Genomic DNA, 26,295 nt, shown 5'->3' on the forward strand with positions numbered 1-26,295 from the left:
TTTAGCTCCCAATCGAAAATTTTTGGTCGAATTGCGATTCCGCCAGCGGGATTATACTTTCGCGTTCCGCCAGTTTGGCCGTGGCCCGGTGTTGCCGGAGCGGCGGCGGCGAGTCGGGGGACGCATTTAACAGCTCCAGCGTGATTTCCAGCAGGTGATCGATATAGTCGTCCAGATCGAAATAGATCGAACTCAAGCCGGGATTGGCCAGCCAGGCGCTCGGCTGGTTATCGAAGCTGATCAACGCGAGATCCTCCGGAATCCGCCGGCCGCATTCTGCCGCCGCCTTGAAGGCCAGCATGGCGAAACTGTCGTCGTGGCAGAAAAAGGCGCTGACCCGGTCTGGCCGGAGAAGCAATCGTTTCAAATCCGCCAGCATTGTCGGCTCCGGCAGCAGTCGAGGCGTATGAATGACCCAGTCCGGCTGAAACGGCAGACCGTGCCTGGCCAGAAAATCACGGTAGCGCGCGTACCGGGTATAGGGCGACGGCGAAGTGGCGTCGAAATGATTGAGGCCGAGATAGCCGATCTGGCGGTGTCCGGCCTGAAAGAGGTATTGCATCGCCATTTCGCAACTGCCGGACATATCCAGCCCGACATGCGGTACCGGCAGCGTTTCGAGCGCGTCGAACACCACCAGCCGCGGCAGAGCCGTCAATTCCCGGCGCAACAGACTGAAGCGTTCGACATCCAGCGGGCCGAACAGAATTGCCTCGGTTTTGATCTGGCGGAAAAAGTTCAACGCCCATTTTTCCCGCTGCAGGCGGTCGCCGCTTTCGAAAGGATTGATGATGATGGTATTGGCGTAATAGTTCTCCTCGGCCAGCCGGTGCTGCAACTGGGACAACAGATTGCAGAACCACGGCGTCGCCGGCGGCACGCATAAACATACCCCGATCGTGCCGGTCCGGCCGGAGAGCAGGGAACGGGCCAGATAGTTCGGCTGGTAGCCGATGCTGCCGGCGTAATCCCTGATCTGCCGGGCCAAGGCTTCCGCGACCCCCTTGCGGTAGTTCAGCGCATTGCTGACCGTCACCGGGGAAACGGAGAATTTGCGGGCTATTTCAACGATGTTCATGTGGGTTACTTAAACCTTTAAGTTCTTTTTGATAGTATAGCAAATTTTGGGCAAAAAAGCAATACCCTTTTCAATTTTTTGATGAAAAATGTTGAATTGGAGCACGGCGGCCGAGGGGTTTGTGCCGGAACGGGAAAGATTTTATTGGACGACCAACTGGGAAATTTCCGGCGCCACCTGGTTGAGGAAGTCGACGGCGATTTTCATCGCATCGTCCGCAGTCGAACAGCTCATCGCCGCCTGGGCCGTCGCTTCCGCTTCATAAAGCCGCATTTGACGGATGACGCGCCGGACCGGCGCCACCGCCTGCGGCGGCATGCTCAATTCATGGACTCCCAGACCGACCAACAGCGCGGTGAAGCGCGGATCGCCGGCCATCTGACCGCAGACGCTGACCCAGATGTTGTGCCGCCGGGCTTCCTGGGCGCAGCGCCAGATCAGCTCCAGCACGGCCGGATGAGTCGGCTGATAGAGATAGGCGACCCGCTCGTTGCTGCGGTCGATGGCCATCGTATACTGGATAAGGTCGTTGGTGCCCAGACTGAAGAAATCCACCAGTCCGGCCAGGCTGTTGACCATCAGTGCCGCCACCGGCGTCTCGATCATCGCGCCCAGCTCCAGGTGTTCGGCAAATTCCCGCTTTTCGCCGCGCAGCTCCAGTTGAAGTTCCTTGATCAGCGCCTTGACTTCGATAACCTCTTCGACACAGGAGATCATCGGCAGCATGACGCGCAGAGTGCCGTGCACCGAAGCCCGCAGCAGCGCCCGCAACTGGGTGCGCAGCAGATCGCGGCACTCATGCAGGCACAGCCGGATACCGCGCAGCCCGAGAAACGGATTGGCTTCGGCATAACGCTGGATGGACTGTTCCATCTTGTCGCCGCCGATGTCCAGCGTGCGGATGATCACCGGGTCGTTGCCGACCGCATCCAGCAATTGACGGTAGATGGTGTATTGCTCATCTTCGGTCGGCAGTTGCGGCTTGCTCAAAAAGAGATATTCCGTCCGGAACAACCCGATGCCGCAGGCGCCGTATCTGGCGATCTGGTCCAGGCCGCTGACCGATTCGATGTTGGCGGACAATTGGACCATGAAGCCGTCCAGCGTTTCCGGCCGCAGCCGGTTGTCTTTGGTCAGGTCGCTGTAAAGTTTGCTTTCCTCTTCGATTTTGGCCCGGTAGAGTTCCTCGGTCCGCTCCGCCGGGGCGGTGATCAGAATGCCGGCGAAACCGTCGATGATGATTTTATCGCCGGTATGCAGCGTCTGGAGCAATTCCGCCGGAATGCCGACCAGGGCCGGCAATTGCATGGAGCGCGCCAGAATGGCGGTGTGCGAGGTTTTGCTGCCGGTGGTGATGGCGAAGCCGAGCACCTTGCTCCGGTCCAGCGCGGCGGTATCCGACGGCGTCAGTTCGTCGGCGATGATGATGCGCTGGTCCAGCAGTTCGTTGAGGGCGATCTTGTGAAAATTCTGCAGATGGGCCAGCACCCTGGCGGCGACGTCGCGGATGTCGGCGGCCCGCTCTTTGATGTAATTGTCCGACATCATCATGATCGCTTTGACGTAACGTTCCACGATCTTGTAAAACGCATATTCGGCGTTGCAGCTTTGATTGCGGATCATCGACGTGACTTCGTTCTGCAGCATCTGGTCGTCGAGAATGAGCAGGTGGGCGTCGAGAATCCGCGCTTCCGCCGCATTGACTTTTTCCTGCAGTTGCGTCTGCAGCGCGGTCAGGTCGTTGCGGGTTTTTTCCAGCGCCTCTTCGAACCGTTGGATTTCCTGGAAAACCGCCTCGGGGGCGATGGCGCTTTTCGGCGGTTCGGTATAGGCGGCCCCGCCATCTTTGACCACCAGCACCTTGCCGATGGCGAAACCGGGGGACGCCGCGATGCCGCGGTGGATCTTTTCCTGCACTGCTTCAGACGTCACTTTCGCGTCTACTCCTCGCCGAATTTATTGTTTATCAGCTCTACAATCGCCTCGAGGGCATCGGAGCTGTCGTCGCCTTGCGCTTTGATTTTCAGTTTGCTTCCGGCTCCGGCGCAGAGCATCAACAGTCCGATGGGGCTTTTGCCGTTGACCTCCTCACCATCCTTTTCAACAATGATTTCGGAGAGAAATTGCTGAGCCAGTTGGACGAATAGAGCGGCAGGACGCGCATGCAGCCCCAGAGAATTGGCGATGACCACCTCTTGTTCCTGTCTTTGCATGTTTCTTTTTTCCATTCCTTCCAAGCTGGTTTGGTTCATTATAACCTGTCATTTTTCAGGAGGCAGTTATCCTTTAAAAAATCCACGATAATTTAGCCTGATAATCACTGAATTCAAGTTCCGACAATGATTTAATTGTTTTTTTGTCGACGCTCGTCCGGCGGTTTTGCCGGAGAAAAAATGAGGCGATCGACTGGAAAAAAGTTGTAAAAAACGTTCCCCGGCCTTATATTTTTTGAGCGGGGTCGGGCCGCCGGCCGGTTGTCCGGCGAAAGTTGGAATTTCCGGCGTGGCCCGGAGAGGGGAATTCGCCGTCGGCGGAGTGCGGCGGGAGTGGTTGGTCAACGACAGAGTTTAGAATAAGGATCGGAATCATGAAAGAAGCGTACGCGAAATCGTTGCAGCAGGTGGCGGAGAAATTGGCGAAGTTCAAAATCATTCCGGTGTTGGAGCTGGAGGAGTTGGACAGCGGTCTGAAGATGTGCGAACTGCTGGTGGAGAATGGTCTGCCGGTGGCGGAGATCACCTTCCGGACGCCGGCGGCCGAAGCGATCATCCGGGCGGCGGTCAAGCGGTTTCCCGAGATGTACATCGGCGCCGGGACCATCTTGTCCCCGAGCGATCTGCAGTTGGCCTTCGAAGCCGGCGCCAGATTCGCCGTCGCGCCCGGATTCAATCCGACGGTGGTACGGACGGCGGTGGCCGAGCGTCTCAATTTCGTGCCCGGCATTTGCACGCCGAGCGAGATCGAGCAGGCGGCCGAACAGGGCGTTCGCTTTATGAAGTTTTTTCCCGCCCTGGCTTCCGGCGGTCCGGCTTATCTGAAGGCGGTGGCCGCGCCGTACCGGCAGCTGGAACTGCAGTTCATGCCGACCGGCGGGGTGACGCTGGACAATGCCGCGGAATTTTTTGCCGTCCGCGAAGTGGCGGCGGTCGGTGGCACCTGGCTGGGGCGGCGGGCCGATATCGTCGCCGGCAACTGGGAGGCGATCGCCGCCAATATCCGGGCGGCGGTGGAACGCGCGAAAACGCTTTGACGGCTCCGGCGGCATGATCCGGTCCGGCGTATCTGCCGGTCTGGGGCAGTCGCGGGAAGAATGCGCCGGGCCGGGCTACGGAACCGTCAGGCGCTTGCGGTTTCCGCCCGGCAAATGGTCGGCGGAATCGGGGATGCGACCGGCGGGGAGGGGAAATCCTGAGGAATCGGGTTTGTGCTTGCATTTGTTCGTTTCTATTGTATCTTTAAAAGAAAAACATCAGGATTTCTTGCGATCAATGCTTTTTCCGCGGTCGGGGTTTCGTACTTTTTTTATCAGGTATTTTGACAGTTGTTATTATCCTGGTTTGTTGTTGGCGCTGGGCGTGGGCGGTTTGTATCTGGCTACTTTCACCTGCCGATTCTGGCCGGTCGGTTCGATTGCGGCGATTTTCTGTCTGCTGTTGGCGGTCGTATTGCTGCTCTGCGGCGTGATGTGCGCGGTGGCGTGGAATGTTTACCGGCGCCGTCCCGGCCGCCTGCTGGTGAACGGGGTGGTGGCGGCGGCGGCAATTTGCTGGCTGGTATCGCTGCTGCCGTCCCGGGAAAATCGTTTTGCCGTCCAGTTGGCCATTCCCGACGATGTGGAATATGCCGTGCCGGCGGTTTTGCCGGCGGTGGACGAACCCTGGCAGGCGGAGTTAAGCGCCAGGTTGTCGCGGCCGGGACGCGGATGTCCGCTGGTGGCGGCCGATGTGCTGGAACAGCCGGCTTTGCCATTGGACGAATTGCGGAAGCGGCTGGCGGCCAGCCCCCGGTGGCGGGTGCTGGAAGTGTACGGGCAGTGGTTTGCCGCCCGGCGGGTGCGGCGGGGCAAGTATTATTTCAACGGTTACCAGGGCTTTCACCGTTCGAGAAAACCGTTTTATCTGTTCCGGCTGGTGGTCGATCTGAGCGGGGAGACGCTGGGAGGCCGCCAGTTGCAGACGGTGCGGCCCGGGGTGCCGCCGGAAGTGAGGGTCTGCTTCGGCGGGGACGGTTATGACAGCGAACTCCATTTTCTGGAGGAGAACTGGCCGCTGGAGATTTTCGAATGTTCCGGCGCGCCGGAACGGGTGGCGACCAACTTCCTGCGGCGGCTGGCGGCAGCGGATTTGCGGGAGTTGGCGGCTTCCCCGGCGGCCGGCTGCCGCGGCGAACCGGAATTTCAACTCTGGCAGGTTTCGCCCGGCCATTATGAAATTACCTGGCAGCTCAATCCGGGTGAGCCGGGACTGTGTTATTTGCAGGCGTTTGAAGTGACCGGCGGGACGGCGCTGTCGCCGGCGGCACTGAAGTTCAACAGTTTGGAACGGCCCGGTTATTCGGATGATCCGGAAGAACAGTTTCCCGGCGGCTGCAATGTTTTTATCCGGGAAGGGGAGCCCGGCCAGTTTTATCTGGCGCGCTTCGAAGTCTGGTTCCGGCCGGCGAGCGGGGCGCCGGAACGGAAATTGCTGGAGAAAACGTATCGAATCGAAGGACGTAAAAATTGAACGAGAGACTGGAACAGGAAACGGGTGCGCCGGCGGCGGAGTGGCGGACGGTGGTCCGCCATAGTGAATGCGATCGCCGGGGCCGTCTGAAATTGCGCAGTTGGTTCGACTTTCTGCAGGAGGCGGCGGCGGTTCATGCCGAACAGCTCGGCGTCGGCGTCAGCATGTTGCTGGAACACCGGATGGCATGGGTGCTGTCGCGCCTGAAGCTGGTGATGGAAACGGATCTGCGGATCGGCGACTCGGTGGTGGTTCGTACCTGGCCGAACGGTTTCCATCGTCTGTTCGCCAAACGGCAATACGAATTGTTCCGGGCCGGCCGGCGGGTCGGTTATGCCTCAAGTTTCTGGCTGCTGTTGGAGGCGGCCAGTTTGCGGCCGCTGAAGCCGTCGGCGCTGCCGCGGCCGTTTCCGGACAACAGTGCCCGGCCGGAGTTCTTTCCCGAGCTCGACAAACTGCCGGCCCCGGAGCTGGAGGCGGGGCGGCTGGAGTGTCCGGTCCGGGAGTCGCTGATGGATGTCAACGGCCATCTCAACAATGCCGAATACGCCGGCTTTGTCCAGGATTTTCTGGCGGTCGTTTCGCCGGAATGGCGGACGCGGCAGATTCAGATCAATTACCTCAATGCGATCCGGGCGCCGGATTGGCTGGCGCTGCACGGCGGCGCGGCGAACGGCGTCTACCGCCTTGCCGGCGACAATCCGGCCGGACAGCTTTGCTTCCAGGCCGAAATCATCGGCTGACGCGGTCGGGTGCACGGCAGGCCGTGCCGGGCGTCCGGCGGCAGCCAAACCCCCCCCTTGCCATTTTAGTTAAAATATCCGAAAAAAATTATAAAATCTGCTTGTTTTTTTACGAAACACACTTTAGTTTTAACATTCAACCAGAGATGATTTCAAATTTGTTTCTTATGCCGGCAAAACAATCTGAAGGCAGGGAAATACGGCCGGAATTGCGGCGCTGAAATTCGGTTCGATCCGTCTGTTGCCAAACCGATTGGCGACCGGGGGGCGGGCCGGGGCGGCGTCCGCAGGCGTCTGTCCGTCGCCCGCTTTCCGGATTGCGGATCGGTATCGCTACATGTGACAAGGCAGTCAACAACTTGAATTCTTGGGAGGATTTATGACTTGTGCGTGCCATCGGTCGGAAACGGAACCCCCGCAGGGTCTGTTTCAACAGTATCCGGAAAAAAAGGCGGCGTTGGCCGCCTACATCGACTCTTTGCCGCTGGAGGAAAATCCGCAGCGCAATCGCGGTTTTCTGATTCAATCGCTTCACCGGGCCCAGCATATCTTCGGTTACCTGCCGAGCGAGGTGCAGCAGTATGTGGGCAAGCGGCTCGGATTACAGCCGGCCGACGTGTACGGCGTCATCAGTTTTTATTCCTATTTTACCGACAAGCCGGTCGGCCGCTACAAGATCAATGTCTGTACCGGCACCGCCTGTTTCGTCAAAGGGGCGAACAAGGTGCTGGACGAGTTCAAGCGGTATTTGAATATCAGGGAAGGGGAAAGCACGCCGGACGGTAAATTTTTCCTCGGGGCATTGCGCTGTCTCGGCGCCTGCAGCCTGGCGCCGGTGGTCATGGTAAACGATCGGGTTTACGGCAATGTGACCGCCAAAATGGTTCCGGATATCATCAACGATTGTGTCGAATAAAAAGGAATTTTCGGATGAAGAAGTTAGACTCATACCGTACCTTGCTCGATTATGCCGACCAGTTGAAGCATCGCAGCCGGCCGCGTAAAAAAATTCTGGTTTCGATGGGTACTTGCGGCATCGCCGCCGGCACCGGGCCGGTTCTGGCGGCCATCAAGTCGGAAATTGCCGACCGCAATCTCAGCAACGCCATCGAAGTGGTCGAAGTCGGCTGCATGGGACTCTGCCACAGCGAACCGACCATTCAGGTCATCGACAATGAAACCGGCGCCAACACCATTTACGGCGAAGTGACCGTGCCGCAGGTGCCGGCCATTCTGGCGACGGAACCCGGCGACATCGCGCCGGGTACCCGCAATCTGGAGCGTTCCTGGTATTATCCGGAGGATGAGGAGCGGCCGTCCGGCACTTTGCAGGCCCGGATTGTCCTGCGCAACACCGGCCGGGTCAACCCGGAGTCGCTGGAGGAATATCTGGCGCAGGACGGCTATCAGGCGCTGGCCAAAGCCGTCACCTCGATGGCGCCGGATGCGGTCATCGATGAGATCGTCGCCTCCGGGCTGCGCGGCCGGGGCGGCGGCGGTTTCCCGACCGGCAAGAAATGGCAGTTTGCCGCGGCGCAGCCGGATGGCGAAAAGTTCATGCTCTGCAATGCCGACGAAGGCGACCCGGGTGCCTTCATGGACCGCGCCGTGCTCGAAGGCGATCCGCACGCGGTGCTGGAGGCGATGGCGATCGGCGGGTTTGCAATCGGCGCGTCCACCGGCATCATTTACATCCGGGCGGAATATCCGCTGGCGGTCAAACGGCTGGAAATCGCCATCGCTCAGGCTGAGGAGGCCGGTTTGCTGGGGGACAGGCTGTTCGGCAGCGATTTCAATTTCAAAATTGAGATCAAATACGGCGCCGGCGCTTTCGTCTGCGGCGAGGAGACTGCCTTGATCCATTCGATCGAAGGAATGCGCGGCGAACCGACCTTCAAGCCGCCGTTTCCGGCCGTCCAGGGCCTCTGGAAGCAGCCGACGGTGGTCAACAACGTCGAAACCTACGCCAATATCGCCGCGATCATCCGCAACGGCGCCGACTGGTTCAAGCGGATCGGTACTGCCGGTTCGCCGGGGACCAAGGTATTCGCGCTGGCCGGCAAAGTCAATAAAGTCGGGTTGGTCGAAGTGCCGATGGGGGTCAAATTGCGGGACATCATCTTCGGTCTGGGCGACGGGATCAAGAACGACCGGGGATTCAAAGCGGTGCAGACCGGCGGGCCTTCCGGCGGCTGCCTGACCAAAGACAATCTGGACGCGCCGATCGATTATGAATCGCTCAAGGCGCTGGGGTCGATGATGGGGTCCGGCGGCATGATCGTCATGGACGAGGATGACTGCATGGTCAGCATCGCCCGTTTCTTCCTGGAATTCACGCTGGACGAATCCTGCGGCAAGTGCACGCCGTGCCGGGTCGGCAACCGGCGGATGTTCGAAATGCTCGATGATATCTGCCAGGGCAACGGCACGCTGGAGACGCTGGAAAAATTGAAGACGCTGTCGCGGGTGATCAAGGACACGGCGCTGTGCGGCCTCGGGCAGACTTCGCCGAATCCGGTGTTGTCTACTTTGGCGAATTTCGAGGAGGAATATCGCGCCCATGTCGTCGACAACCGTTGTCCGGCCGGGGTTTGCAGCAGTCTGATCACCTATCAGATCAACGACAAATGCGTCGGCTGCACGTTGTGCGCCCGCCATTGTCCGGTCAATTGTATCAGCGGCGAACGCAAGCAGAAGCATTTCATCGATCAGACCAAGTGTATCAAATGCGGTGTCTGTTTCCAGAACTGTAAATTCCACGCCATCGACAAAGATTGAGTTGCGGCGTCAAAGGGAGATATTTTCATTATGGTCAATTTGATAATCAATAATTTGCCGGTGGCGGTCGAACCGGGCAGTACGATTCTGGAAGCCGCGGAAAAGCTGGATATCAAGATTCCGACGCTGTGCCATATGAAGCTGGATTGCTTCAATGTCGAGCATCGGACCGGCTCCTGCCGCATCTGCGTCGTCGAAGTGGCCGGCCGGCCCAACCTGGCGCCGGCGTGCTGTACGCCGGTGGCGGAGGGCATGGTGGTGCGGACCAACACGCTGCGGGCGATCAATGCCAGGCGCACCATCCTGGATCTGCTGCTGTCCGACCATCCGAAGGATTGTCTGCTCTGTTCCAAGAACTTGAATTGCAGCCTGCAGCGGCTGGCCCATGAGTTGAATCTGCATCATCTGCTGTACAAGGGCGAACAGTCGACCTACAACCGCGATCTGTCCAGCCAGGCGATTGCTCGGGACCTGGACAAATGCATCATGTGCCGGCGCTGCGAAACCGCCTGCAATACGATTCAGACCGTCGGGGTGCTTTCCGGCGTCAACCGCGGTTTCCAGGCGGTGGTGGCGCCGGCGGAATTCAAACCGCTGGCCGAGACGCAGTGTGTCTTTTGCGGACAATGCGTCCAGGCTTGTCCGGTCGGCGCTTTGAGCGAGATGAGTTACAAATACGATGTCTGGCGGGTGCTGAACGACGAGACGAAGAAGACCGTCGTCCAGACGGCGCCGGCGGTCCGGGTGGCGCTCGGCGAAGCTTTCGGCATGGAGCCGGGATCGATCACCACCGGCAAGATGGTGGCGGCGCTGCGGATGCTCGGGGTCGACTATGTGTTCGACACCGATTTCGCCGCCGATCTGACGATCATGGAAGAGACGCATGAGTTGATCGACCGGGTGAAGAGCGGTGAGAATCTGCCGATTCTGACCAGTTGCTGTCCCGGCTGGGTGAAATTCCTCGAACACCAATTCCCGGACCTGCTGTATATGCCGTCGACCGCCAAATCGCCGCAGCAGATGTTCGGCGCGATTGCCAAGACGTTCTTTGCCGACCGCATCGGCGTCAAGCCGGAAAATCTGGCGGTGGTGTCGGTGATGCCGTGCCTGGCGAAGAAATACGAGGCGTCCCGTGAGGAATTCCGCCGCAACGGCGTCCGCGATGTCGATATCGTGCTGTCGACCCGTGAATTGGCCGATATGATCAAGGAAGCCGGTATCATGTTCAAAGATCTGGAGGATTCCGATTACGACAGCCCGCTGGGCGAATCGACCGGCGCGGCGGTGATTTTCGGCTCTTCCGGCGGCGTGCTGGAAGCGGCGCTGCGGACGGCGGCCGACTGGCTGAGCGGCGAAGATTTGCAAGCGGTCGATTTCCAGGCGGTGCGCGGTTTGGAAGGCATCAAGGAGGCGACGGTGGAAGTGGCCGGTTTGAAGTTGCAGGTTGCGGTGGCGTCCGGCCTGGGCAATGCCCGGAGACTGCTGGAAAAAATCCGCCGAGGCGAAGCCGATTATCAGGCGATTGAGATCATGGCCTGTCCCGGCGGCTGCCTGAATGGCGGCGGCCAGCCGTACATTATGGGAGACACGTCGGTTCTGGAGAAACGGCGTCGGGCGCTCTACCGGGATGATCAGGGCAAGACGTTGCGGAAATCGCATTTGAATCCGGCGATTCAAGCGTTGTACAAGGAATTCCTCGGCGAACCGGGCAGCCATTTGGCGCATGAACTGCTCCACACCGCTTATACGGCCAGAGAATGAGGCTTGCGGCCGGTGAGGGGGAACCGCGCGGCTCGGAATGAAGTGGATTTCCGATAGTTGAAGCGACTGGTTCGTAAAAAATGAACGCTTCCGGCGGCGAAACCGCCGGAAGCGTTTTTTCTGTCGGAAAAGGAAACGGATTTTCCAGCGGTCAACGCCGGTTGTCCCGGTTCAGTACCGGCTTCAACGCGCGCGGCAGGATGCCTTTCAAGTAGGCGATCAAGACGCCGTAATTGACGATCGGCACCTGATTTTCCGCCGCCTGGCGGATGCGGGATTGCATCGCCTGACGGTTCAACATGCAGCCGCCGCAATGGATGATCAAGCGGTACTGTTTGATTTGCTCGGAGAAGCTGACGCCGGAAGAGTGGTCGAAAATCAACTCCTTGCCGGTCACCTGCTTCAGCCAGCGCGGAATTTTGACCGTACCGATGTCGTCGGCCTGACGGTGGTGGGTGCAGCCTTCGCTGATCAGGATCCGGTCGCCGTCCCGCAGTTGTTCCACCGCTTCGGCGCCTTTGACCAGTTCGGCCAGATCGCCTTTGTAACGGGCGAACAGGATGGAAAAGGAGGTCAGCGGCACTTCCGGCGGCGTTTCCGCGTCGACCTGCTGAAATGCCTGGGAGTCGCAGATCACCAGTTGCGGCGGACAACACAGGGCGACCAGCGCCGCTTTCAACTCGGTTTCCCGGCAGACCACGGCAGGAATGCCGTGGTCCAGGAGATCGCGCAGTACCTGCTGTTGCGGCAGAATCAGCCGGCCTTTCGGCGCGGCGCTGTCGATCGGCGTGACCAGGACGACCGGTTTGCCCGGTTCCACCAGGTCGCCGACCAGCGGCCGGGCGTCGGTCGACTCCGGCTGCAGCTCAGCCAGAGCCGTTTTGGCCTCCTGGATGCCGGATTGGCTGACGGCGCTGACCGGCAGCAGTTTGATCTGCAGCGTTTCGGCCAGCGTTGCCAGCCGGCTTCGGTAATCCGGGCAGCAGTCGATTTTGTTGAGCAGCCCGAGCAGCGGCAATTTTTTGCTTTTGACCAGCCGGATGATTTCCCGGTCGTAATCGGAAGGCGGAACGGTGGCGTCCAGCACGATCAGCGCGATATCGGTTTTGTCCAGCACCGCCAGGGTTTTCTTTTTGCGCAGTTCACCGAGTTCGCCGACGTCGTCCAGCCCGGCGGTATCGATCAGGACACAAGGGCCCAGCGGCAGAATTTCAATCGATTTGTAAACCGGGTCGGTCGTCGTTCCCTTGACGGGGGAGACGATCGCCAGGTCCTGGGAAGTCAGGGCGTTGATCAAACTGGATTTGCCGGCGTTGCGGCTGCCGAACAATGCGATGTGGGTGCGTTCGGCACTGGGAGTGCTGTTCAGACTCATGAATAAAATCTCCGGTTGCGGTACAGTTCATTTTTCCCGTTAAAATACCGCTCCGGATTGGCGTTTGCAAGATGAAACGAGTAATTTATCAAAGAATACCCCTTCGGCCGCCGGGCTGATTCCGGCAATGAAAAAGGAGTTCATCGACGGGGAGAAGGAAGATGGAATGAAGGCGTTGACAGGAGCGGTGCCGGCCATTGGAATTGCATTGGCCGGTCTGGAGAGCGGAGCGACGTGATGGAAGGTTCGACGGACAAATTGGTGATCGCCCAGCTCTGCGATCCGCAGATCGGTTTCCGCGATTACCCGGGAGAACTGGCGGCGTTCCGGCGGGCGGTCGAGCTGATCAATGCCGGCAACTTCGATGCCGCGGTCATTTGCGGCGATCTGGTGCATGTCAACGACGAGAAGTCTTATGACGATATCCGGCGGGCGCTGGACCGTCTGACGGTTCCGGTTTACTGCGCGCCGGGCAACCACGATATCGGCGGACCGGATCCCGTGGCGGCAATCGAACGCTACCGGGATAAAATCGGAAAAGATTACTTTGCATTTGACCTCAAAGAATATCGGTTTATAGTATTGAATACGCAGCTTTATCAGCAGGCTCCGGCACTTCCGGCCGAAACGATGGACTGCTGGCTGCGGCGGGAACTGGACGAGGCGGTGGCGGCCGGGCGGAAGGTGGTGATCGTCGCGCATGTGCCGTTGTTTGTGGAGGAGCCGGACGAGCCGGCGGAATATTTCAATATCGAACCGGAACGACGGGCCGGATTGCTGCGGCTGTTCGCCGAAAAGCAGGTGGTCGCTTATCTGGCGGGTCACACGCATACGGCTTTCACGCTGGTGTATGACGGTATTCTGTTCAGCAGCGGCGAGAATACCAGTGTGGCGTTCGACGGCTTGCCGGCCGGTTTCCGGAGCGTGGAATTCAGCGATGGCTTGGTGAAAGTCAAAACGATAACCGTACCAGAAAAATGAGAGTGAAAAACGTATGAGCAGACTGTATTGGAATCGCCGGGAGGTCAAAGAGGACGTCGCGCTGATGCTGGAAACGCTGGCGGAGGAGTATCCGCTGGCGGAAGGGCAGGGCGAGGTGAAGCTGGAATTCGTCGGCGCCGACCGGGCCGGCGTCAAAGTCAACGATGTCGGCGACAAGTACATCATCACGTATTCTTCGGTGGCGACCGCCGCCCGCGGCGTGGCGTTGGCAATGGCCGGCTTGCAGGGCGACAATCCGACGGTGTTCGAGACGATCGGCATCATGCTGGACGCTTCGCGCAATGCGGTGATGACTGTCGGCCATGTCAAGAACTGGCTGCGCCGGCTGGCGCTGATGGGCTATAATATGGCGATGCTCTATACCGAGGATACCTATGAATTGCCGGGCGAACCGTATTTCGGGTATCTGCGCGGCGCCTATACGTTGGAGGAGATTCAGGAGATCGACCGTTACGGCGCCCGGTTGGGCATCGAGGTGATCGGCTGCATTCAGACGCTCGGCCATCTTGAGCAGATTCTGAAATACGGCACCTACGGCGACGTGCGCGATACCGCGTCGGTGCTGATGGTCGACAAGCCGGAAACCTATGCGTTGATCGACAAGATGCTGGCCTTCTGGGGCAAAGCGGTCAAGAGCCGCCGCATTCACATCGGCATGGATGAAACCCATGATCTCGGCCGCGGCCGCTTCATGGATTTGAACGGTTACCAGAAGGGCTATGAGATTTTCAACCGCCATCTGGCCAGAGTGAACGACATGTGCGCCTCCCACGGCCTGAAGCCGATGATCTGGTCGGATATGTATTTCCGCCTCTGCAACAAGAACAACGATTATTATGACAAATCGACGGTAATCACCGACGAGGTCAAATCGACGATTCCGAAAGAGGTCGAACTGGTTTACTGGGACTACTACAACAAGGACCAGGATTTTTATGCCGACTGGATCGAGCGGCACCGGGCGCTCGGCCATGAACCGTTGATGGGCAGCGGTGTCTGGACCTGGAGCCGGTTGTGGTACGATCATCGCCAGACGGTCGACACGGTCAAGCCGTGTATCGACGCCTGTACCGAACGGAAGGTCAAAGAGCTCTTTTTCACGATGTGGGGTGATGACGGCGCCTATTGCGAATACGGTTCGTCGCTGGCCGGGCTCTGTTACGGCGCCGATCTGGCGTACGGCAACGATGCCGGCGAAGAGCGGATGGAGAAGTTCTTTCTGGCGTTGACCGGCGGCAGCTACAAGGCCAATTTGATCGCCTCCGGCATGGAGCTGTACACCGATGAAGGGCTGTTCGACAATGAACGGCTGCTGTGGGATGATCCGATGCTGTGGAAGGCTTATCGCGAAAACGAAAAATTGCGGCCGGGCGTCACCAAAGAGATCATCGCCAATCTCGAACGGGTGTTGAAAGAGTTGCAGCCCTATGAGAACGATTGCGGCGGCGGCCGGATCCGTTACGCGATGACGGTGGTCGAATTGCTGTTGGCCAAGGCCCGGCTGCACCGCAATCTGATGGCGGCGTACCGCCGCGGCGACCGGGAAGAATTGCGCCGGGTTCAGCGGCAGGAGCTGCCGGCGGTCCGCAGTCTGCTCCGGTACTTCATGGCGGAGTTCCGCGATCAGTGGTTGAGCCGCAACAAGCCGTTCGGGCTGGAATCGATGCAGCATCGTCTCGGTGGCCAGTTGGTGCGTTATGATGAATTGGAACTGCGCCTTGATGAATATTTGACCGGTAAAGTGGCGTCGATTCCTGAACTGGACATCACGCTGGACGAATCGGTGAAGCCGTTCGGCGGCTGGGGCGGTTACCGCTACTGGACGTTCGGCTCGTTGATCAATTGATAGGGAGTTTTCTGCAGTCGCAGCGTGAGTTGGCGCCGGGAATTTCCCGGCGCTTTTTGTTTTTTCGCTGATTTTGGAGTGATTGTTGATGGCGGGAAGTTTGCATTTGGGATTTCCCGGCGCTAAGTTAGCGCTGGGAAACCGGTAAAAAAATGATCAATCAGCAAAGGAGGCGGACGGTGAAAAAGATCATCTGGCAGATCGGTGTTCTGGCGGCGGCGCTTCTGCCGCTGCAGGCGGAAGAGGACGCTTATCTGGGTAAAACGATGTGGGGGCTGTCGACGCAGAACGTTGCGGCGGAAACGATTCCGGAACTCAAGGCGGAGCCGGAGCTGGGCGAGGTCTGGCGGATTACGATTGTGGCGCCGGGCGCCACCGGCGAGCAGGAGGGGTTGCGGAAAGGCGACCTGGTGCTTTCGATCGACGGCAAGAAACCGACCGAGTTCAATATTTCCAACGTCAGCGGCAGCCGCGGCGGTAAATTGGCCGTCGGCGATAAAATTCCGGTCCGGGTTTTGAAGTACCGCGACGGCAAGGCCAGCGTGGAAGAACTCGAGTTGGAAACCCGGCGTTATTTCGAAAACGAAAAAGTGCCGTACCGGGAACCGGCCGGCGCGAAGGAATTTGAAAATGCCGAGTCGGAACATTGGCGGACCGCCGAGCCGGTCATTGCCGGAAACCAGTGGGAAGAGCGCTTCGCCGATCTGCTGCAGCGGCTGGAGAATACCGATGTCTATCAGGATCCCTACCGGTTGCCGATTTTCAGTTATCTGATCCGGAATCCTTTCCGGATCGAAGCGGTCAGCCGGAGCGTTGTCGACCGGATCAAGCAGTGCGGGCAGCAGCCGGTTAAGTTGTTGGACTGTGCGCAATATCTGCTGGAATTTGCCGAACCGGCGCCGCAGGAAAATCCGCTGCCGGAGTTCAAAGGCGGCGATCTGGCGGCCCATCTGGATTACATCGAAGCGGTATTGAAACAAGCCGACCAATGGAACCGGCAGGCGTTCAGCCGGATTTCCGAAGAGGAACGTGATTTCGTGCTGGCCAACCGCGAGGCGCTGCTGGATTCCTTCATCTTCTATAAAATGCTCACCTATGAACCCGATACGGAGTTGACCTGCCGTTCGCTTGAGGTATGCCGGATTTTGAACCGGATCGACCGTGAAGCGTTGTTCCGGCAAGCCCGGACGGCCGGTCTGCTGCTGGCGGACACCTTCCTGGATTCACTCTATCAGGCGGCGGCTGGCGAGGCGGACAAGGCGGTCGTCGCCGAACGCGATACCGCTTACGGCAAAATCGTCATTGCCGGCGTCGGCAACAACATCCATGACCGGGATTGCGCCGTCATTTATGACCTCGGCGGCGACGATCTGTATTTGAACAACCAGGCCGGTTCGGTGCCCGGCAAAATTCCGACCGCCGTCATCGTCGATTACGCCGGCAACGACGCTTATGAGACGACGGAGCCGCTGACCCAGGGCGGCGGCAATTTCGGCGTCGGTCTGCTGCTGGATTTGAGCGGCGACGATCAGTATGTCGGGATCCGTTCCGTACAGGGCTGTTCGTTCGGCGGCATCGGTTTGCTGCTGGACGGGTTCGGCGACGATTGCTACCGGGCGATCAGCGTGGCGCAGGGCGTCGGATTTTTCGGCGCCGGCATCCTGGCCGACCGCGCCGGCGACGACCGTTACGAAGCCCATCAGAATTCCCAGGGCGTCGGTCTGGTCCGGGGCGTCGGCTTGCTGGTGGACGACGGCGGTGACGACAGTTATTATTGCAAGGGCAGTCAGCCGACTGGCTACGGCACCCGTGGTCATTTTGAAGGGTGGGGGCAGGGGATGGGATTCGGTATGCGGCCCTACGCCTCCGGCGGGGTCGGAGTATTGTATGACCGTTCCGGCCGCGACCGTTTGGAAGCCGGCACTTTCGTCCAGGGCGGCGGTTATTATTATGCTTTCGGCATCTGCTGCAACGACGGCGATGATGACGATGTGTATATCGGAACGCGCTATGCGCAGGGATTCGGCGTCCATCAGGCGCTCGGCGCGTTTCTGGAAAGCGGCGGCAACGATACCTATCGCACCCGGCACAGCGTCGCTCAGGGATTGGCCTGGGACGAAGCGGTGGGACTGTTCATCGACGAACAGGGGGACGACAGCTATGACGGCGGCGCTTTCTTCAGCCTGGGGGCGACATCGCACAACGCGATCTGTCTCTTCTGGGACCGGGCCGGCAAGGACACCTATGCGTCGGTGCAGCCGGCAATTGCCGATATCAACACTTATCACGGCGGCACTTCGCTGTCGGTCTTCATCGATGACGGCGGTGCTGAGGATAGTTACGTCAATCGCCGGAACAATTCGGTGGAAACCGGCCCGGAAGATTCCATCTTCGTCGACCGCTGACTGATAAAGTCCGGCAGCGTAGAAACTTGGAGAGGCGGGGAAGAACTTTTCTTCAAAAGTTCTTCCCCGCCCTTTTTCAAACCTTTTTTCGAGGAATTTTCCGCGCTTAAAGGATTGAAAACAGAGGCTTATGCCATCTTCAAAGGGTATGGAAGATTGATTGGGGAGAAAGCGGGAAGCCCTCTTTTTAGAAAAAAGGAGCTTCCCGCTTCCCCGGGGAACGATTTCCGGCGTCGGTTACGATTCCGGTTGGATGGCGCCGAAACGGCAGAGCTGCCGGCACATGCCGCAGCCGGTACAGCTTTGTGGGCTGATTGCCGGCTTGTTGCCGCCGGCGGATTCCAGAGCCGGGCAGCCGAGTTTCAGGCAGGCTTTGCAGTTGCGGCATTTCGCCTGGTCGATGGAGTACAGCGGGCCGATTTTCCGGCGGATTTTCAACAGGCAGGGCGCCCGGGAGATAATCAAAGAGACTTCCGGCGCCGCCAGTTCGGTTTTCAGGACTTCGGTCACTCGGTCCAGTTCGTAGGGATTGACGACGGTGATCCGCTTGACGCCGCAGGCCGCGGCGATTTTTTCGATTGAGGCGGCCGGGGTCGCTTCTCCCATCAGGGTCCGGCCGGTGCCGGGATGGTCCTGGTGGCCGGTCATTGCCGTCGTACTGTTGTCGACGACGATCAATGTCGCTTTGCCCCGGTTGTAGACGATGTTCAGCAGCCCGGTGACGCCGGAATGGAAAAAGGTGGAATCGCCGACGATGCCGACGACCGGACGCTTTTCGCCGGCTTTGTCGAAGCCTTGCGCCATGCTGAAGCCGCCGCCCATGCAGAGGATGACATCGGTTCGGTTGAGCGGCGGAAAGACGCCGAGGCTGTAACAGCCGATGTCGCCGGTGACGATGACATCGAATTTGGTCAACGCGTAAAAGATGCCGCGATGCGGACAGCCGGCGCATAGGATCGGCGGCCGGCCCGGCAAATCGGCCGCGGCGGCCACCGGCGCCGGCGGTTGGAGGTCCGTGCCTTCCAGCGCGGCTTTGACGGCCAGCAGACGCACCGGCGTCAGCTCGCCGGTGCGCGGTACGAGGTTTTTGCCGTCGCAGGCGATGCCGAGCGATTTGACGTGTTCTTCGAGAAACGGGTCGGCTTCTTCGATGACGATAAGCCGCTTGACGCCGGCGGCGAATTCCCGGATCAGTTCGTCCGGAAAAGGCCAGGCCCAGCCGAGTTTCAACAGCGACGCTTCCGGAAAAAGTTCCCGGCAGTGCAGCGCCGTGAGGCCGGAGGAGAGGATGCCGAGCGCTTCGCCGCGCCGGTCGATGACGTTCAATTCCCGGTCGGCGGAAGCGGCGGCGGCCTGTTCGGCAAGGCGTGTTTCGACAGCCTGGCGCAAGACCCGGCCCCAGATCGGAATCGGCACATATTGACTGGGGTTGCGGACGAAATCGGCGGTCGGGGTCGGCCGGCGTTCGCCGACTTCGACCAGCGAGCGCGAATGGCTGACGCTGGTGGTGGAACGCAGAATAACCGGGCAGCCGAATTGTTCGGACAACTCGAATGCCCGGATCATGAAGCGGCGCGCTTCATCGGCATTGGCCGGTTCGAGGATCGGAATCTTGGCCAGCCTGGCATAATGCCGGGTATCCTGTTCGGTCTGGGAAGAATGCATGCCGGGATCGTCGGCGACGCAGAGCACCAAACCGCCTTTGACGCCGATGTAGGAGAGCGTCATCAACGGGTCGGCGGCGACATTCAACCCGACGTGTTTCATCGTCACCATGCTGCGGACGCCGGCCAACGCCGCGCCGACGGCGGTTTCGAGCGCCACCTTTTCATTCGGCGCCCACTCGCAATAGAGGTCCGCTTTATAACCGGCCGCCGTTTCCATGATTTCGGTCGACGGGGTGCCGGGATAGCCGGAGGCCAGCCGGACGCCGGCCTCCCAGGCGCCGCGGGCGATCGCTTCGTTGCCGGAGAGTAATTCGCGCATCATTTCGACTCCTTGGCGGGGGTGTCGGCATCATTTTGATAGAAAACCCGCTTGGCTTTGCCTTCGGTCCGCGGCAGCGCGCCGGGCGGATAGACGTCGCCGTCCGGCGAGAAGCCGAGGTCCTCCTTCAACTGTTTCTCGATCATATAGCCGGTGACGCCCGGTTCGGCTTCGACGTTGATGTGCAGTTTTTTGATGCCGTGGTGATCTTCGATGATCAATTGATAATTGGGCAGTACGCCCGGAATCTTCAGCAGAGACTGTTCCACCTGGCCGGGGAAGAAGTTGACGCCGTGGATGATCAGCATATCGTCGGCCCGGCCGCTGACCGATTCGATGCGCGCGTGGGTCCGGCCGCAGGCGCAACGGTCGCGCCCGGCGATCCGGGTCAAGTCGCCGGTCCGGAAACGGATGACCGGCAGCGCTTCGCGGGTCAGCGAGGTGATGACCAGCTCGCCGAGTTCGCCGTCCGGCACCGGCCGGCCGGTGGCCGGGTTGATCACTTCGAGGATATAATGATCTTCCCAGACGTGGATGCCGCAATGAGCCGGACAATCCATGCCGAGGGTGCCGATGCCGCCGGTTTCGGTCATGCCGTAGATGTCGAACACCTCGATGCCGAGATGGCTGCTCAAGCGCTGTTTCATCGCCGGCGTGAAGGTTTCGGCGCCGAAAATGCCGATTTCCAGCGTCGGCAGCGAATCGCCGGTTTCTTCGAGCACTTCCAGGATCCGGGTGCCGTAGGAGACGACGGCGGTCAGGATTCTGGTTTTGAAATCCTTGGCCAGTTTGATCTGGCGCACCGTGTTGCCGGCGCCGCAGGGCAGGATGAAAAGGCCGCGTTTGCGGGCGCCGTGGAACAAGCCGAAACCGCCGTTGAACAGCCCGAAACCCGGCGTGATCTGCACGACGTCGCCGGTGGCCGCGCCGGCCATGCTGTAACAGCGCGCCATGCACTCCGCCCATTGATCGACGTCGTGCAGCGTGTAAGGCATCACCACCGGCGTGCCGGTCGATCCGCTGGACATGTGCATTTCGACGATGTGTTGCGGCGCGACACAGCACATGCCGAGCGGATATTGGCTGCGGAAATCGACTTTGCTCATCGTCGGCAGGCTGGTCAGGTCCTCCAGGCCGCGGAACGATTCCGGGTCGACGCCGGCGGCGGCGAACCGGCGGCGGAAATAATCGCTGTGGGCCGCCGTGTAACGGACCAGCGCCTTCAATTTTTCATTTTGACGGCTTTTCAACTGATCTGCCGACATGGTTTCGGCGTCGGGCTGGAAAAAATGAGAATGGTTCATGGTGGTCAGGCCTCTCTGCCCGCCTGGAACGCCGCGAGATTGGCGTCGATGAGCGGTGTTTTGATACAGTTGCGGATTGCCTGGCTCCAGGCGTCGACCGGCAGGTCGAGTCCGTTGGACAACGCGCCGAGCAGAATGGTGTTGGCCAATCTGGCGTCGCCGCGCTCCCGGGCCATGCCGGGGCAATCCAGGTAATTCAAGTGTTGGAAACAGCTTTGCAGCCGGATTTCGACATCGGTCGGATATTGCGCCTTGCCGCTGGAAACGGTCACCGGAATGATCGCCTGCCGGGAAACGACCGCCAGGCCGTCCGGTTTCAGGTAATGGGCGTAGCGGAGCGCTTCGATTTGTTCGAGGGCGCCGAGCACATCGGCGGTGCCTTCCAGGATAAGCGGCGAGTGTACTTTTTCGCCGTAACGGACCTGGGCGGTGACCGAGCCGCCGCGTTGCGCCATGCCGTGAATTTCGTTGGTGGTCACGTCGAATCCGGCGCCGGAAGCGGCGTTGGCGATGATTCTGGCGGCCAGCAGAATGCCCTGGCCGCCGACACCGGCCAGAATGATGTTTCTGATCATGGAAGAAGTCCCCTGTCGCTGATAAACGGTTATTCGGGTAATATATCCGTCGAAAAAGGAATGTGCAAATGTTCCGGCCGGGTTGGAGCCGGCGAAGTGCATTCCTCAATAAAAAGCGAACGCTCCGGGTCGTCCCCGGACGCAGTCCGGCGGGCGGACACCGCTGGTCGCTTCAGCTTCACTGGAGTGAAGCCAGCTTCGAAAAGTGCCGGCATTTCCGGCGCTTACCAGCCAGCCAGCCGGGCGATTGCCGACTATTGCCGGCGGCAATGCCCCGGAACGTTCACTTTTTATTCGAAGTCGCTGTTCGGGAAATATTCGGCGGCGATTCTGGTCATTTCGTTGATGTCGCCCATCATCAGCATGCCGTCGCCGGCTTCCAGCCGGGTGTTGCCGCGGGCGAGGATGAAATGATTGTTGCGGCGCAGCAGCAGCACCAGCACGCCCGGCGGCAGTTTCATTTCCGCCAGCGTCTTGTTGACGAACGGCGCGTCGGGTGGAATTTCGAATTCGAACATTTTGCTGTTCAGCGTATCGGTTTCTTCCAGTTCGATTGGTGCCCGCACTTTGTCGTTCAGCGGCTTGTCCAGCTTGAGCAGCCGGGCGAACGGCATCAACGTCCGGCCCTGGATCAGCACCGAGGCGATGACGATGAAAAAGACCAGATTGAACAGCAGCCCGGCGTTCTCGATACCGGCCAGCAGCGGGAAGGTGGCGAACACGATCGGCGCCGCCCCGCGCAGCCCGACCCAGGAGATCAGCAGGCGCTCTCGCATCGAATAAGGGCTCCTGATCATGCAGAGCAGCACGGCGGCCGGCCGGGCGACGAACATCAGCAGCAGCGCCAGGATAAAGCCGCTGATGGCGATCCCCGGCAACTGTTTCGGGAAGACCAGCAAGCCGAGCACCAGGAACAGCATGACCTGCATCAACCAGCCGACGCCGTCGCTGAATCGGACCAGGCCTTTTTTGTAGTTGAAGCGCAGATTGCCCATCGTCAACCCGCAGACATAGCAGGCCATGAAGCCGTTGCCGTAGATACATTCGGCGATGCCGTAGGCGAAAAGCACCAGCGAAATGCCGAGGACGAAGTAGAGTCCTTCATAATCGAGTTTCAGCTTGGTGTACAGCCAGGCGCCGGCCCGGCCGACCAGATATCCCCAGACGATGCCGATGGACATTTTGCCGAAGAAGGCCGGAAAAATTGACCAGTAGGAGGTTTCCGGGTTCTGGATGATGCCGATCATGAAGACGGTCAGAAAGGCCGCCATCGGGTCGTTGCTGCCGGATTCCAGTTCGAGCAACGGTTGCAGCCGTCCCTGCAGGCTGACGCTTTTGGAGCGCAGGATGGCGAATACCGCCGCCGCGTCGGTGGAGGAGACCACCGCGCCGAGCAGCATGCCCCATTTCCAGTCGCAGCCCAATACGAAGGTGACGCCGATACCGAGGAGAATCGCCGTCAGCAGCACGCCGGCGCTGGCCAGCAGCGTACCGTAACCCAGTACGCTTTTGATGCTGCGGAAATTGGTGTCCAGTCCGCCGGAATACAGGATGAACGCCATGGCGACCGTGCCGAGATAGTTGGCGGCGGAAGCATCGGAAAATTCAATGCCGCCGAGGCCGTCCGACCCGGCCAGCATGCCGACGCCCAGAAACATCAACAGGATCGGGACATTGAACTGGCTGGACAATTTACTGGAAAAAACGCCGAGAAACAACAGCAGCGCCACGACGGCCAGCACATATTGGATGATCATGCTTGAAACTTTTCCTCCCCGCTGAAATCAAGATTATTTCCGTTCGCAATGTACCAGAAAAGCGGCGATTTTCAAATGGAACAACCCGTTTTATCGCCGGAAAACCTTCGTTTTCTCCTCCATGGTCGGTCAGCCGATCTGGAATAGCAGCCAGCTCAGCAGCGCCGAACCCAGCAGCACGTAGATCATGTTGATCTTCCAGCGCAATTCGACGAACAGCACCAGCGCGAAAATCGCCGTGCCCTGCCAGCAGAGGCCGAAGGCGCCTTTCCGCCACCAGTCGGCCAGCGGCGCGCTGAATACCGAGGTATCGGCGAAAAAGATGACGGCGGCGGCGATCAGGCCGAGCGTCGCCGGCCGGATGCCGGCGAGAAGCGCCTTGACCAGGGGATTGTCCTTGAACAGCACCATGAAGTAGGCGATCAAAGTGACGATGATCAAAGAAGGCGTCATGACGCCGAGCGTACCGACCAGCGCGCCGAAGACGCCGCCCTGCTGGTAGCCGATGTAGGTGGCGGCATTGAGACCGACCGGCCCGGGCGTCACCTGCGCCAGTGCCACCATATTGGCAAACTCTTCATTGGTGAGAAAGGCGTGCCGGAACACCAATTCGTCCTGAAACAACGGAATCATCGCATAGCCGCCGCCGAAGGTGAAAGCGCCGATCTTGACGAACAGCCAGTAAAGCGTCCACAAGTTCACTGCCGTTCTCCTTTCAGCCGGCGCCGGAGCGCCAGATACTGGCAAAGCCCCTGGCCCAGTCCGGCGGCCGCCGCGGCGGCGATCAGCCAGATGGCGTTGACATTGAAAAATACCAGGCTGATGAAGCCGATGGCGGCGACGGTCAGCGGAAAAACGCCTTTGAGGATCTGTCTGGACAACTTGATGACGGAAACCAGGATCAGAGCGCAGACCGCGGCGCGGACACCGAGAAAAATCTGGTCGGCCGCCGCCGAACCCTGCAGGTTCATAATGAACATGGCGATGATGACGATGACGATGAAGGGCGGCAGCACCACCGCGACGGCGGCGGCCAGCACGCCGGGCAGTTTCGCCACCTTGTAGCCGATCAGGATTCCCATATTGATGGCGATGATGCCGGGGACCGATTGCATGACGGCGACGGTATCGACCATGTCCTCGTCGGTCAGCCAGCGGCGTTTTTCGACGAATTCACGGGTCATCAGCGGCAGCATTGTCAAGCCGCCGCCGACCGACACGGCGGAAATTTTAAAAAAGATGGTGAAAAGCTCTGTCAATCGCTGCAGACGCTGCTTCAAAACCGCGGTTCCTCCAGTTGGGTGATGAAAACAATAATATAGCCGAAAAATGGCGGGAAACAACCGCCGGGCGATCGATTTTCGGCCCGTTGGCGGGGAGGTTTCTGGCGGTGCTGGCATTGTACCGGCAGCACGGGAACAACTGGTGCCGGAATTTCTGCCGGCGCTGCCGGTCGATCCGTTCAGCGGGCGGCCGTAGCCGCAGGGAATTGCCGTCGGACCGACTCCGGTCAGTTTTCCCGGAATTTTATTTGCATGTCTTTTTCAATCATGATATATTAATCCTCTTGATAGGAGAATAGAAGTCATGGAAATTCGAAAAGTCAAAATTCACAATTCGGCCGGCATTCATTGCCGTCCGGCCAGTGTCATTCTGAACACGATCAATGCCGAATTCCCGCATGAAACTTTTACTTTGTATACTTCAATGAATGAAGCGATCGAGCTGCACGGCATTCTGGATTTGATTTCGCTGGGACTGCAGTGCGGCGATGAAGCTACGCTGCAGGTGGAAGGCGATCGCGCCGCCGCCGCCGCGGATCGGATTGCCGCACTGCTGGAGCATGAATTCGATTTTCCGCCGCAGTAAGACGGCGGGGAGGCGCTTCCCGGAGTTTTCAAGCGGATGATCCGGCGGAAGTGACCGGAGCGGAACGGGGAGAGATATCGAATCCCCCCGGCGATGAGAGTGCCGTCCTGTTCAGACGGGGCGGGAGGTTACTTTGGGCAGGCAGGGGCGCATTTATGATAAAACTTGGCATCAGCAGTTGTCTTTTGGGGCAGCGTGTCCGCTATGACGGCGGCCATAAGCTGGATTATTTTCTGCGGGACGGCTTGAAGGACCGGGTGGAGTGGGTGCCGGTTTGCCCCGAGACGGAGTGTGGATTGGCGGTGCCGCGCGAACCGATGCACCTGGTGGCTGACGCCTCCGGGTATCGTCTGCGCACCGTCGATTCACAGCGGGATTACACCGAACTGATGCGGCATTACATCAACCGCCGGGTGACGCAACTGTCGCAGAGCGGACTGTACGGATATGTTTTCAAAGGTAAATCGCCCAGTTGCGGTTTGCGGGAAGTGCCGTGCTACCGGCCGGACGGGGAGGCTGCCGGCGTCGCCGGCGGACTGTTCGCCGAGGCGGTGCGGCGGGCGTTGCCGTTGTTGCCGGTGATCGACGATGCTTCCATCCACAATGTCTGGCTGCGGGAGACTTTCGGCAATCAGATTCTGACCCTGCGCCGCTGGCATCAATTTGTCGCAGCGGATGGTTCGGCCGCCGGACTGGCGGAATTCAACCGCCGCCACCGCCTGCTGATCATGCTGCACTCGCCGGGAATGACGCCGTTGTTGAGCTACCTGGTGTTGCACGCGACCTCCGACAAATTGACCGCCACCTGCGAACAGTATTTCCGGACCCTGATGGCGGTGATGGCGACGCCGGTCAGTTTGCGCAAGCATCAGAAAGTGCTGTTTTTCGTTTTCGAGGAGTTGAAAAATCACCTGGACAACTGGGAACGGCTGGAATTGCAGAACATGCTGCACCATCTGCCGGAACAGCCGGATACCCGGAGCGCGGTCGCCGCCTTGCTGTTGCACTATATCCGCAAATTCAGATTGGCCGACTGGCTGGATCAGTATTATTTTCAGGGCGGCGAACAGATTTTTTCACCCCAGTCGTGAT

Annotated in this window: 21 protein-coding genes; 11 read left to right on the forward strand and 10 right to left on the reverse strand. The window is 59.5% G+C overall.

The genetic code is table 11. The features are described from left to right. Position 1: 1 nt before the first annotated feature. From HWX74_RS11530 to HWX74_RS11540, 3 genes are all read right to left on the reverse strand, one after another. Complete coding sequence (locus HWX74_RS11530; protein WP_176013682.1) at positions 2-1,078, reverse strand: LacI family DNA-binding transcriptional regulator; 1,077 nt, start codon at positions 1,076-1,078, stop codon at positions 2-4. Positions 1,079-1,219: 141 nt separating this feature from the next. Beyond that, positions 1,220-3,010, reverse strand: coding sequence for a phosphoenolpyruvate--protein phosphotransferase (ptsP, locus tag HWX74_RS11535; RefSeq protein WP_176013683.1), 1,791 nt, complete (start codon positions 3,008-3,010; stop codon positions 1,220-1,222). Positions 3,011-3,018: 8 nt separating this feature from the next. Beyond that, entirely contained in the window at positions 3,019-3,291 is a 273-nt protein-coding gene (locus HWX74_RS11540; RefSeq protein WP_176013684.1) for an HPr family phosphocarrier protein, read from the reverse strand. 374 nt (positions 3,292-3,665) lie between these two features. On the opposite strand from HWX74_RS11540, the gene eda reads away from it, so the two are divergent. From eda to HWX74_RS11570, 6 genes are all read left to right on the forward strand, one after another. Beyond that, complete coding sequence (eda, locus tag HWX74_RS11545; protein WP_176013685.1) at positions 3,666-4,328, forward strand: bifunctional 4-hydroxy-2-oxoglutarate aldolase/2-dehydro-3-deoxy-phosphogluconate aldolase; 663 nt, start codon at positions 3,666-3,668, stop codon at positions 4,326-4,328. A gap of 313 nt (positions 4,329-4,641) precedes the next feature. After that, positions 4,642-5,802 (forward strand): hypothetical protein, encoded by a 1,161-nt coding sequence (locus tag HWX74_RS11550; protein WP_176013686.1) that lies wholly within the window; start codon positions 4,642-4,644, stop codon positions 5,800-5,802. Beyond that, positions 5,799-6,545 carry an acyl-[acyl-carrier-protein] thioesterase gene (locus HWX74_RS11555; protein WP_176013687.1) on the forward strand — a complete coding sequence of 249 codons (747 nt, stop codon included), beginning with the start codon at positions 5,799-5,801 and terminating at the stop codon, positions 6,543-6,545. Before HWX74_RS11550 ends, HWX74_RS11555 begins: the two co-directional genes overlap by 4 nt. Positions 6,546-6,924: 379 nt before the next feature. After that, positions 6,925-7,461, forward strand: coding sequence for an NAD(P)H-dependent oxidoreductase subunit E (locus HWX74_RS11560; RefSeq protein ID WP_176013688.1), 537 nt, complete (start codon positions 6,925-6,927; stop codon positions 7,459-7,461). A 104-nt stretch (positions 7,462-7,565) separates the two neighbouring features. After that, positions 7,566-9,323 carry an NADH-ubiquinone oxidoreductase-F iron-sulfur binding region domain-containing protein gene (locus tag HWX74_RS11565; RefSeq protein ID WP_368506825.1) on the forward strand — a complete coding sequence of 586 codons (1,758 nt, stop codon included), beginning with the start codon at positions 7,566-7,568 and terminating at the stop codon, positions 9,321-9,323. 30 nt (positions 9,324-9,353) lie between these two features. Beyond that, on the forward strand, positions 9,354-11,084 hold the full coding sequence (locus HWX74_RS11570; RefSeq protein ID WP_176013690.1) for an NADH-dependent [FeFe] hydrogenase, group A6: 1,731 nt from the start codon (positions 9,354-9,356) through the stop codon (positions 11,082-11,084). Positions 11,085-11,235: 151 nt separating this feature from the next. Here the strand turns inward: HWX74_RS11570 and hydF are convergent, their stop codons facing one another. After that, a complete protein-coding gene (gene hydF / locus HWX74_RS11575; protein ID WP_176013691.1) occupies positions 11,236-12,459 on the reverse strand; it encodes a [FeFe] hydrogenase H-cluster maturation GTPase HydF in 1,224 nt (407 codons plus the stop codon). A 237-nt stretch (positions 12,460-12,696) separates the two neighbouring features. On the opposite strand from hydF, the gene HWX74_RS11585 reads away from it, so the two are divergent. From HWX74_RS11585 to HWX74_RS11595, 3 genes are all read left to right on the forward strand, one after another. Beyond that, complete coding sequence (locus HWX74_RS11585; RefSeq protein WP_176013693.1) at positions 12,697-13,440, forward strand: metallophosphoesterase; 744 nt, start codon at positions 12,697-12,699, stop codon at positions 13,438-13,440. Between the two features lie 13 nt (positions 13,441-13,453). Continuing rightward, on the forward strand, positions 13,454-15,307 hold the full coding sequence (locus HWX74_RS11590) for a beta-N-acetylhexosaminidase (RefSeq protein ID WP_176013694.1): 1,854 nt from the start codon (positions 13,454-13,456) through the stop codon (positions 15,305-15,307). Positions 15,308-15,486: 179 nt separating this feature from the next. Continuing rightward, positions 15,487-17,712 (forward strand): hypothetical protein, encoded by a 2,226-nt coding sequence (locus tag HWX74_RS11595; protein WP_176013695.1) that lies wholly within the window; start codon positions 15,487-15,489, stop codon positions 17,710-17,712. A 237-nt stretch (positions 17,713-17,949) separates the two neighbouring features. Here HWX74_RS11595 and iorA read toward each other — a convergent pair whose 3' ends face one another. From iorA to HWX74_RS11625, 6 genes are all read right to left on the reverse strand, one after another. Next, positions 17,950-19,701, reverse strand: a complete 1,752-nt coding sequence (gene iorA / locus HWX74_RS11600) for an indolepyruvate ferredoxin oxidoreductase subunit alpha (protein WP_217704933.1) — start codon at positions 19,699-19,701, stop codon at positions 17,950-17,952. Beyond that, positions 19,698-21,002 (reverse strand): phenylacetate--CoA ligase family protein, encoded by a 1,305-nt coding sequence (locus HWX74_RS11605; protein WP_176013696.1) that lies wholly within the window; start codon positions 21,000-21,002, stop codon positions 19,698-19,700. Before HWX74_RS11605 ends, iorA begins: the two co-directional genes overlap by 4 nt. Before the next feature lie 5 nt (positions 21,003-21,007). Next, the gene (locus tag HWX74_RS11610) at positions 21,008-21,577 is read right to left on the reverse strand and encodes an indolepyruvate oxidoreductase subunit beta (protein ID WP_176013697.1); all 570 of its coding nucleotides are present in this window, start codon (positions 21,575-21,577) and stop codon (positions 21,008-21,010) included. A 290-nt stretch (positions 21,578-21,867) separates the two neighbouring features. Further along, positions 21,868-23,334, reverse strand: a complete 1,467-nt coding sequence (locus HWX74_RS11615; RefSeq protein ID WP_176013698.1) for a potassium/proton antiporter — start codon at positions 23,332-23,334, stop codon at positions 21,868-21,870. Between the two features lie 129 nt (positions 23,335-23,463). Beyond that, a complete protein-coding gene (locus HWX74_RS11620) occupies positions 23,464-24,036 on the reverse strand; it encodes a chromate transporter (RefSeq protein WP_176013699.1) in 573 nt (190 codons plus the stop codon). Continuing rightward, a complete protein-coding gene (locus HWX74_RS11625; protein WP_176013700.1) occupies positions 24,033-24,614 on the reverse strand; it encodes a chromate transporter in 582 nt (193 codons plus the stop codon). Before HWX74_RS11625 ends, HWX74_RS11620 begins: the two co-directional genes overlap by 4 nt. A gap of 307 nt (positions 24,615-24,921) precedes the next feature. Here HWX74_RS11625 and HWX74_RS11630 point away from each other — a divergent pair, with 307 nt between their 5' ends. Beyond that, positions 24,922-25,203 (forward strand): HPr family phosphocarrier protein, encoded by a 282-nt coding sequence (locus HWX74_RS11630; protein WP_176013701.1) that lies wholly within the window; start codon positions 24,922-24,924, stop codon positions 25,201-25,203. A gap of 155 nt (positions 25,204-25,358) precedes the next feature. Beyond that, positions 25,359-26,294 (forward strand): DUF523 and DUF1722 domain-containing protein, encoded by a 936-nt coding sequence (locus HWX74_RS11635; RefSeq protein ID WP_176013702.1) that lies wholly within the window; start codon positions 25,359-25,361, stop codon positions 26,292-26,294. Position 26,295: the final 1 nt, after the last annotated feature.

Source organism: Victivallis sp. Marseille-Q1083 (genome assembly GCF_903645315.1).
Classification (GTDB): Bacteria; Verrucomicrobiota; Lentisphaeria; order Victivallales; family Victivallaceae; genus UMGS1518.

Excerpts from the sequence above, each read along its gene's own strand:
- HWX74_RS11530 (WP_176013682.1), bottom strand. The coding sequence starts at position 1,078 with ATGAACATCGTTGAAATAGCCCGCAAATTCTCCGTTTCCCCGGTGACG.
- iorA (WP_217704933.1), bottom strand. The coding sequence starts at position 19,701 with ATGATGCGCGAATTACTCTCCGGCAACGAAGCGATCGCCCGCGGCGCC.
- HWX74_RS11635 (WP_176013702.1), top strand. The coding sequence starts at position 25,359 with ATGATAAAACTTGGCATCAGCAGTTGTCTTTTGGGGCAGCGTGTCCGC.
- HWX74_RS11570 (WP_176013690.1), top strand. The coding sequence starts at position 9,354 with ATGGTCAATTTGATAATCAATAATTTGCCGGTGGCGGTCGAACCGGGC.
- HWX74_RS11540 (WP_176013684.1), bottom strand. The coding sequence starts at position 3,291 with ATGCAAAGACAGGAACAAGAGGTGGTCATCGCCAATTCTCTGGGGCTG.
- HWX74_RS11560 (WP_176013688.1), top strand. The coding sequence starts at position 6,925 with ATGACTTGTGCGTGCCATCGGTCGGAAACGGAACCCCCGCAGGGTCTG.
- HWX74_RS11615 (WP_176013698.1), bottom strand. The coding sequence starts at position 23,334 with ATGATCATCCAATATGTGCTGGCCGTCGTGGCGCTGCTGTTGTTTCTC.
- HWX74_RS11565 (WP_368506825.1), top strand. The coding sequence starts at position 7,566 with ATGGGTACTTGCGGCATCGCCGCCGGCACCGGGCCGGTTCTGGCGGCC.
- HWX74_RS11630 (WP_176013701.1), top strand. The coding sequence starts at position 24,922 with ATGGAAATTCGAAAAGTCAAAATTCACAATTCGGCCGGCATTCATTGC.
- hydF (WP_176013691.1), bottom strand. The coding sequence starts at position 12,459 with ATGAGTCTGAACAGCACTCCCAGTGCCGAACGCACCCACATCGCATTG.
- HWX74_RS11585 (WP_176013693.1), top strand. The coding sequence starts at position 12,697 with ATGGAAGGTTCGACGGACAAATTGGTGATCGCCCAGCTCTGCGATCCG.
- HWX74_RS11605 (WP_176013696.1), bottom strand. The coding sequence starts at position 21,002 with ATGAACCATTCTCATTTTTTCCAGCCCGACGCCGAAACCATGTCGGCA.
- HWX74_RS11610 (WP_176013697.1), bottom strand. The coding sequence starts at position 21,577 with ATGATCAGAAACATCATTCTGGCCGGTGTCGGCGGCCAGGGCATTCTG.
- eda (WP_176013685.1), top strand. The coding sequence starts at position 3,666 with ATGAAAGAAGCGTACGCGAAATCGTTGCAGCAGGTGGCGGAGAAATTG.
- HWX74_RS11590 (WP_176013694.1), top strand. The coding sequence starts at position 13,454 with ATGAGCAGACTGTATTGGAATCGCCGGGAGGTCAAAGAGGACGTCGCG.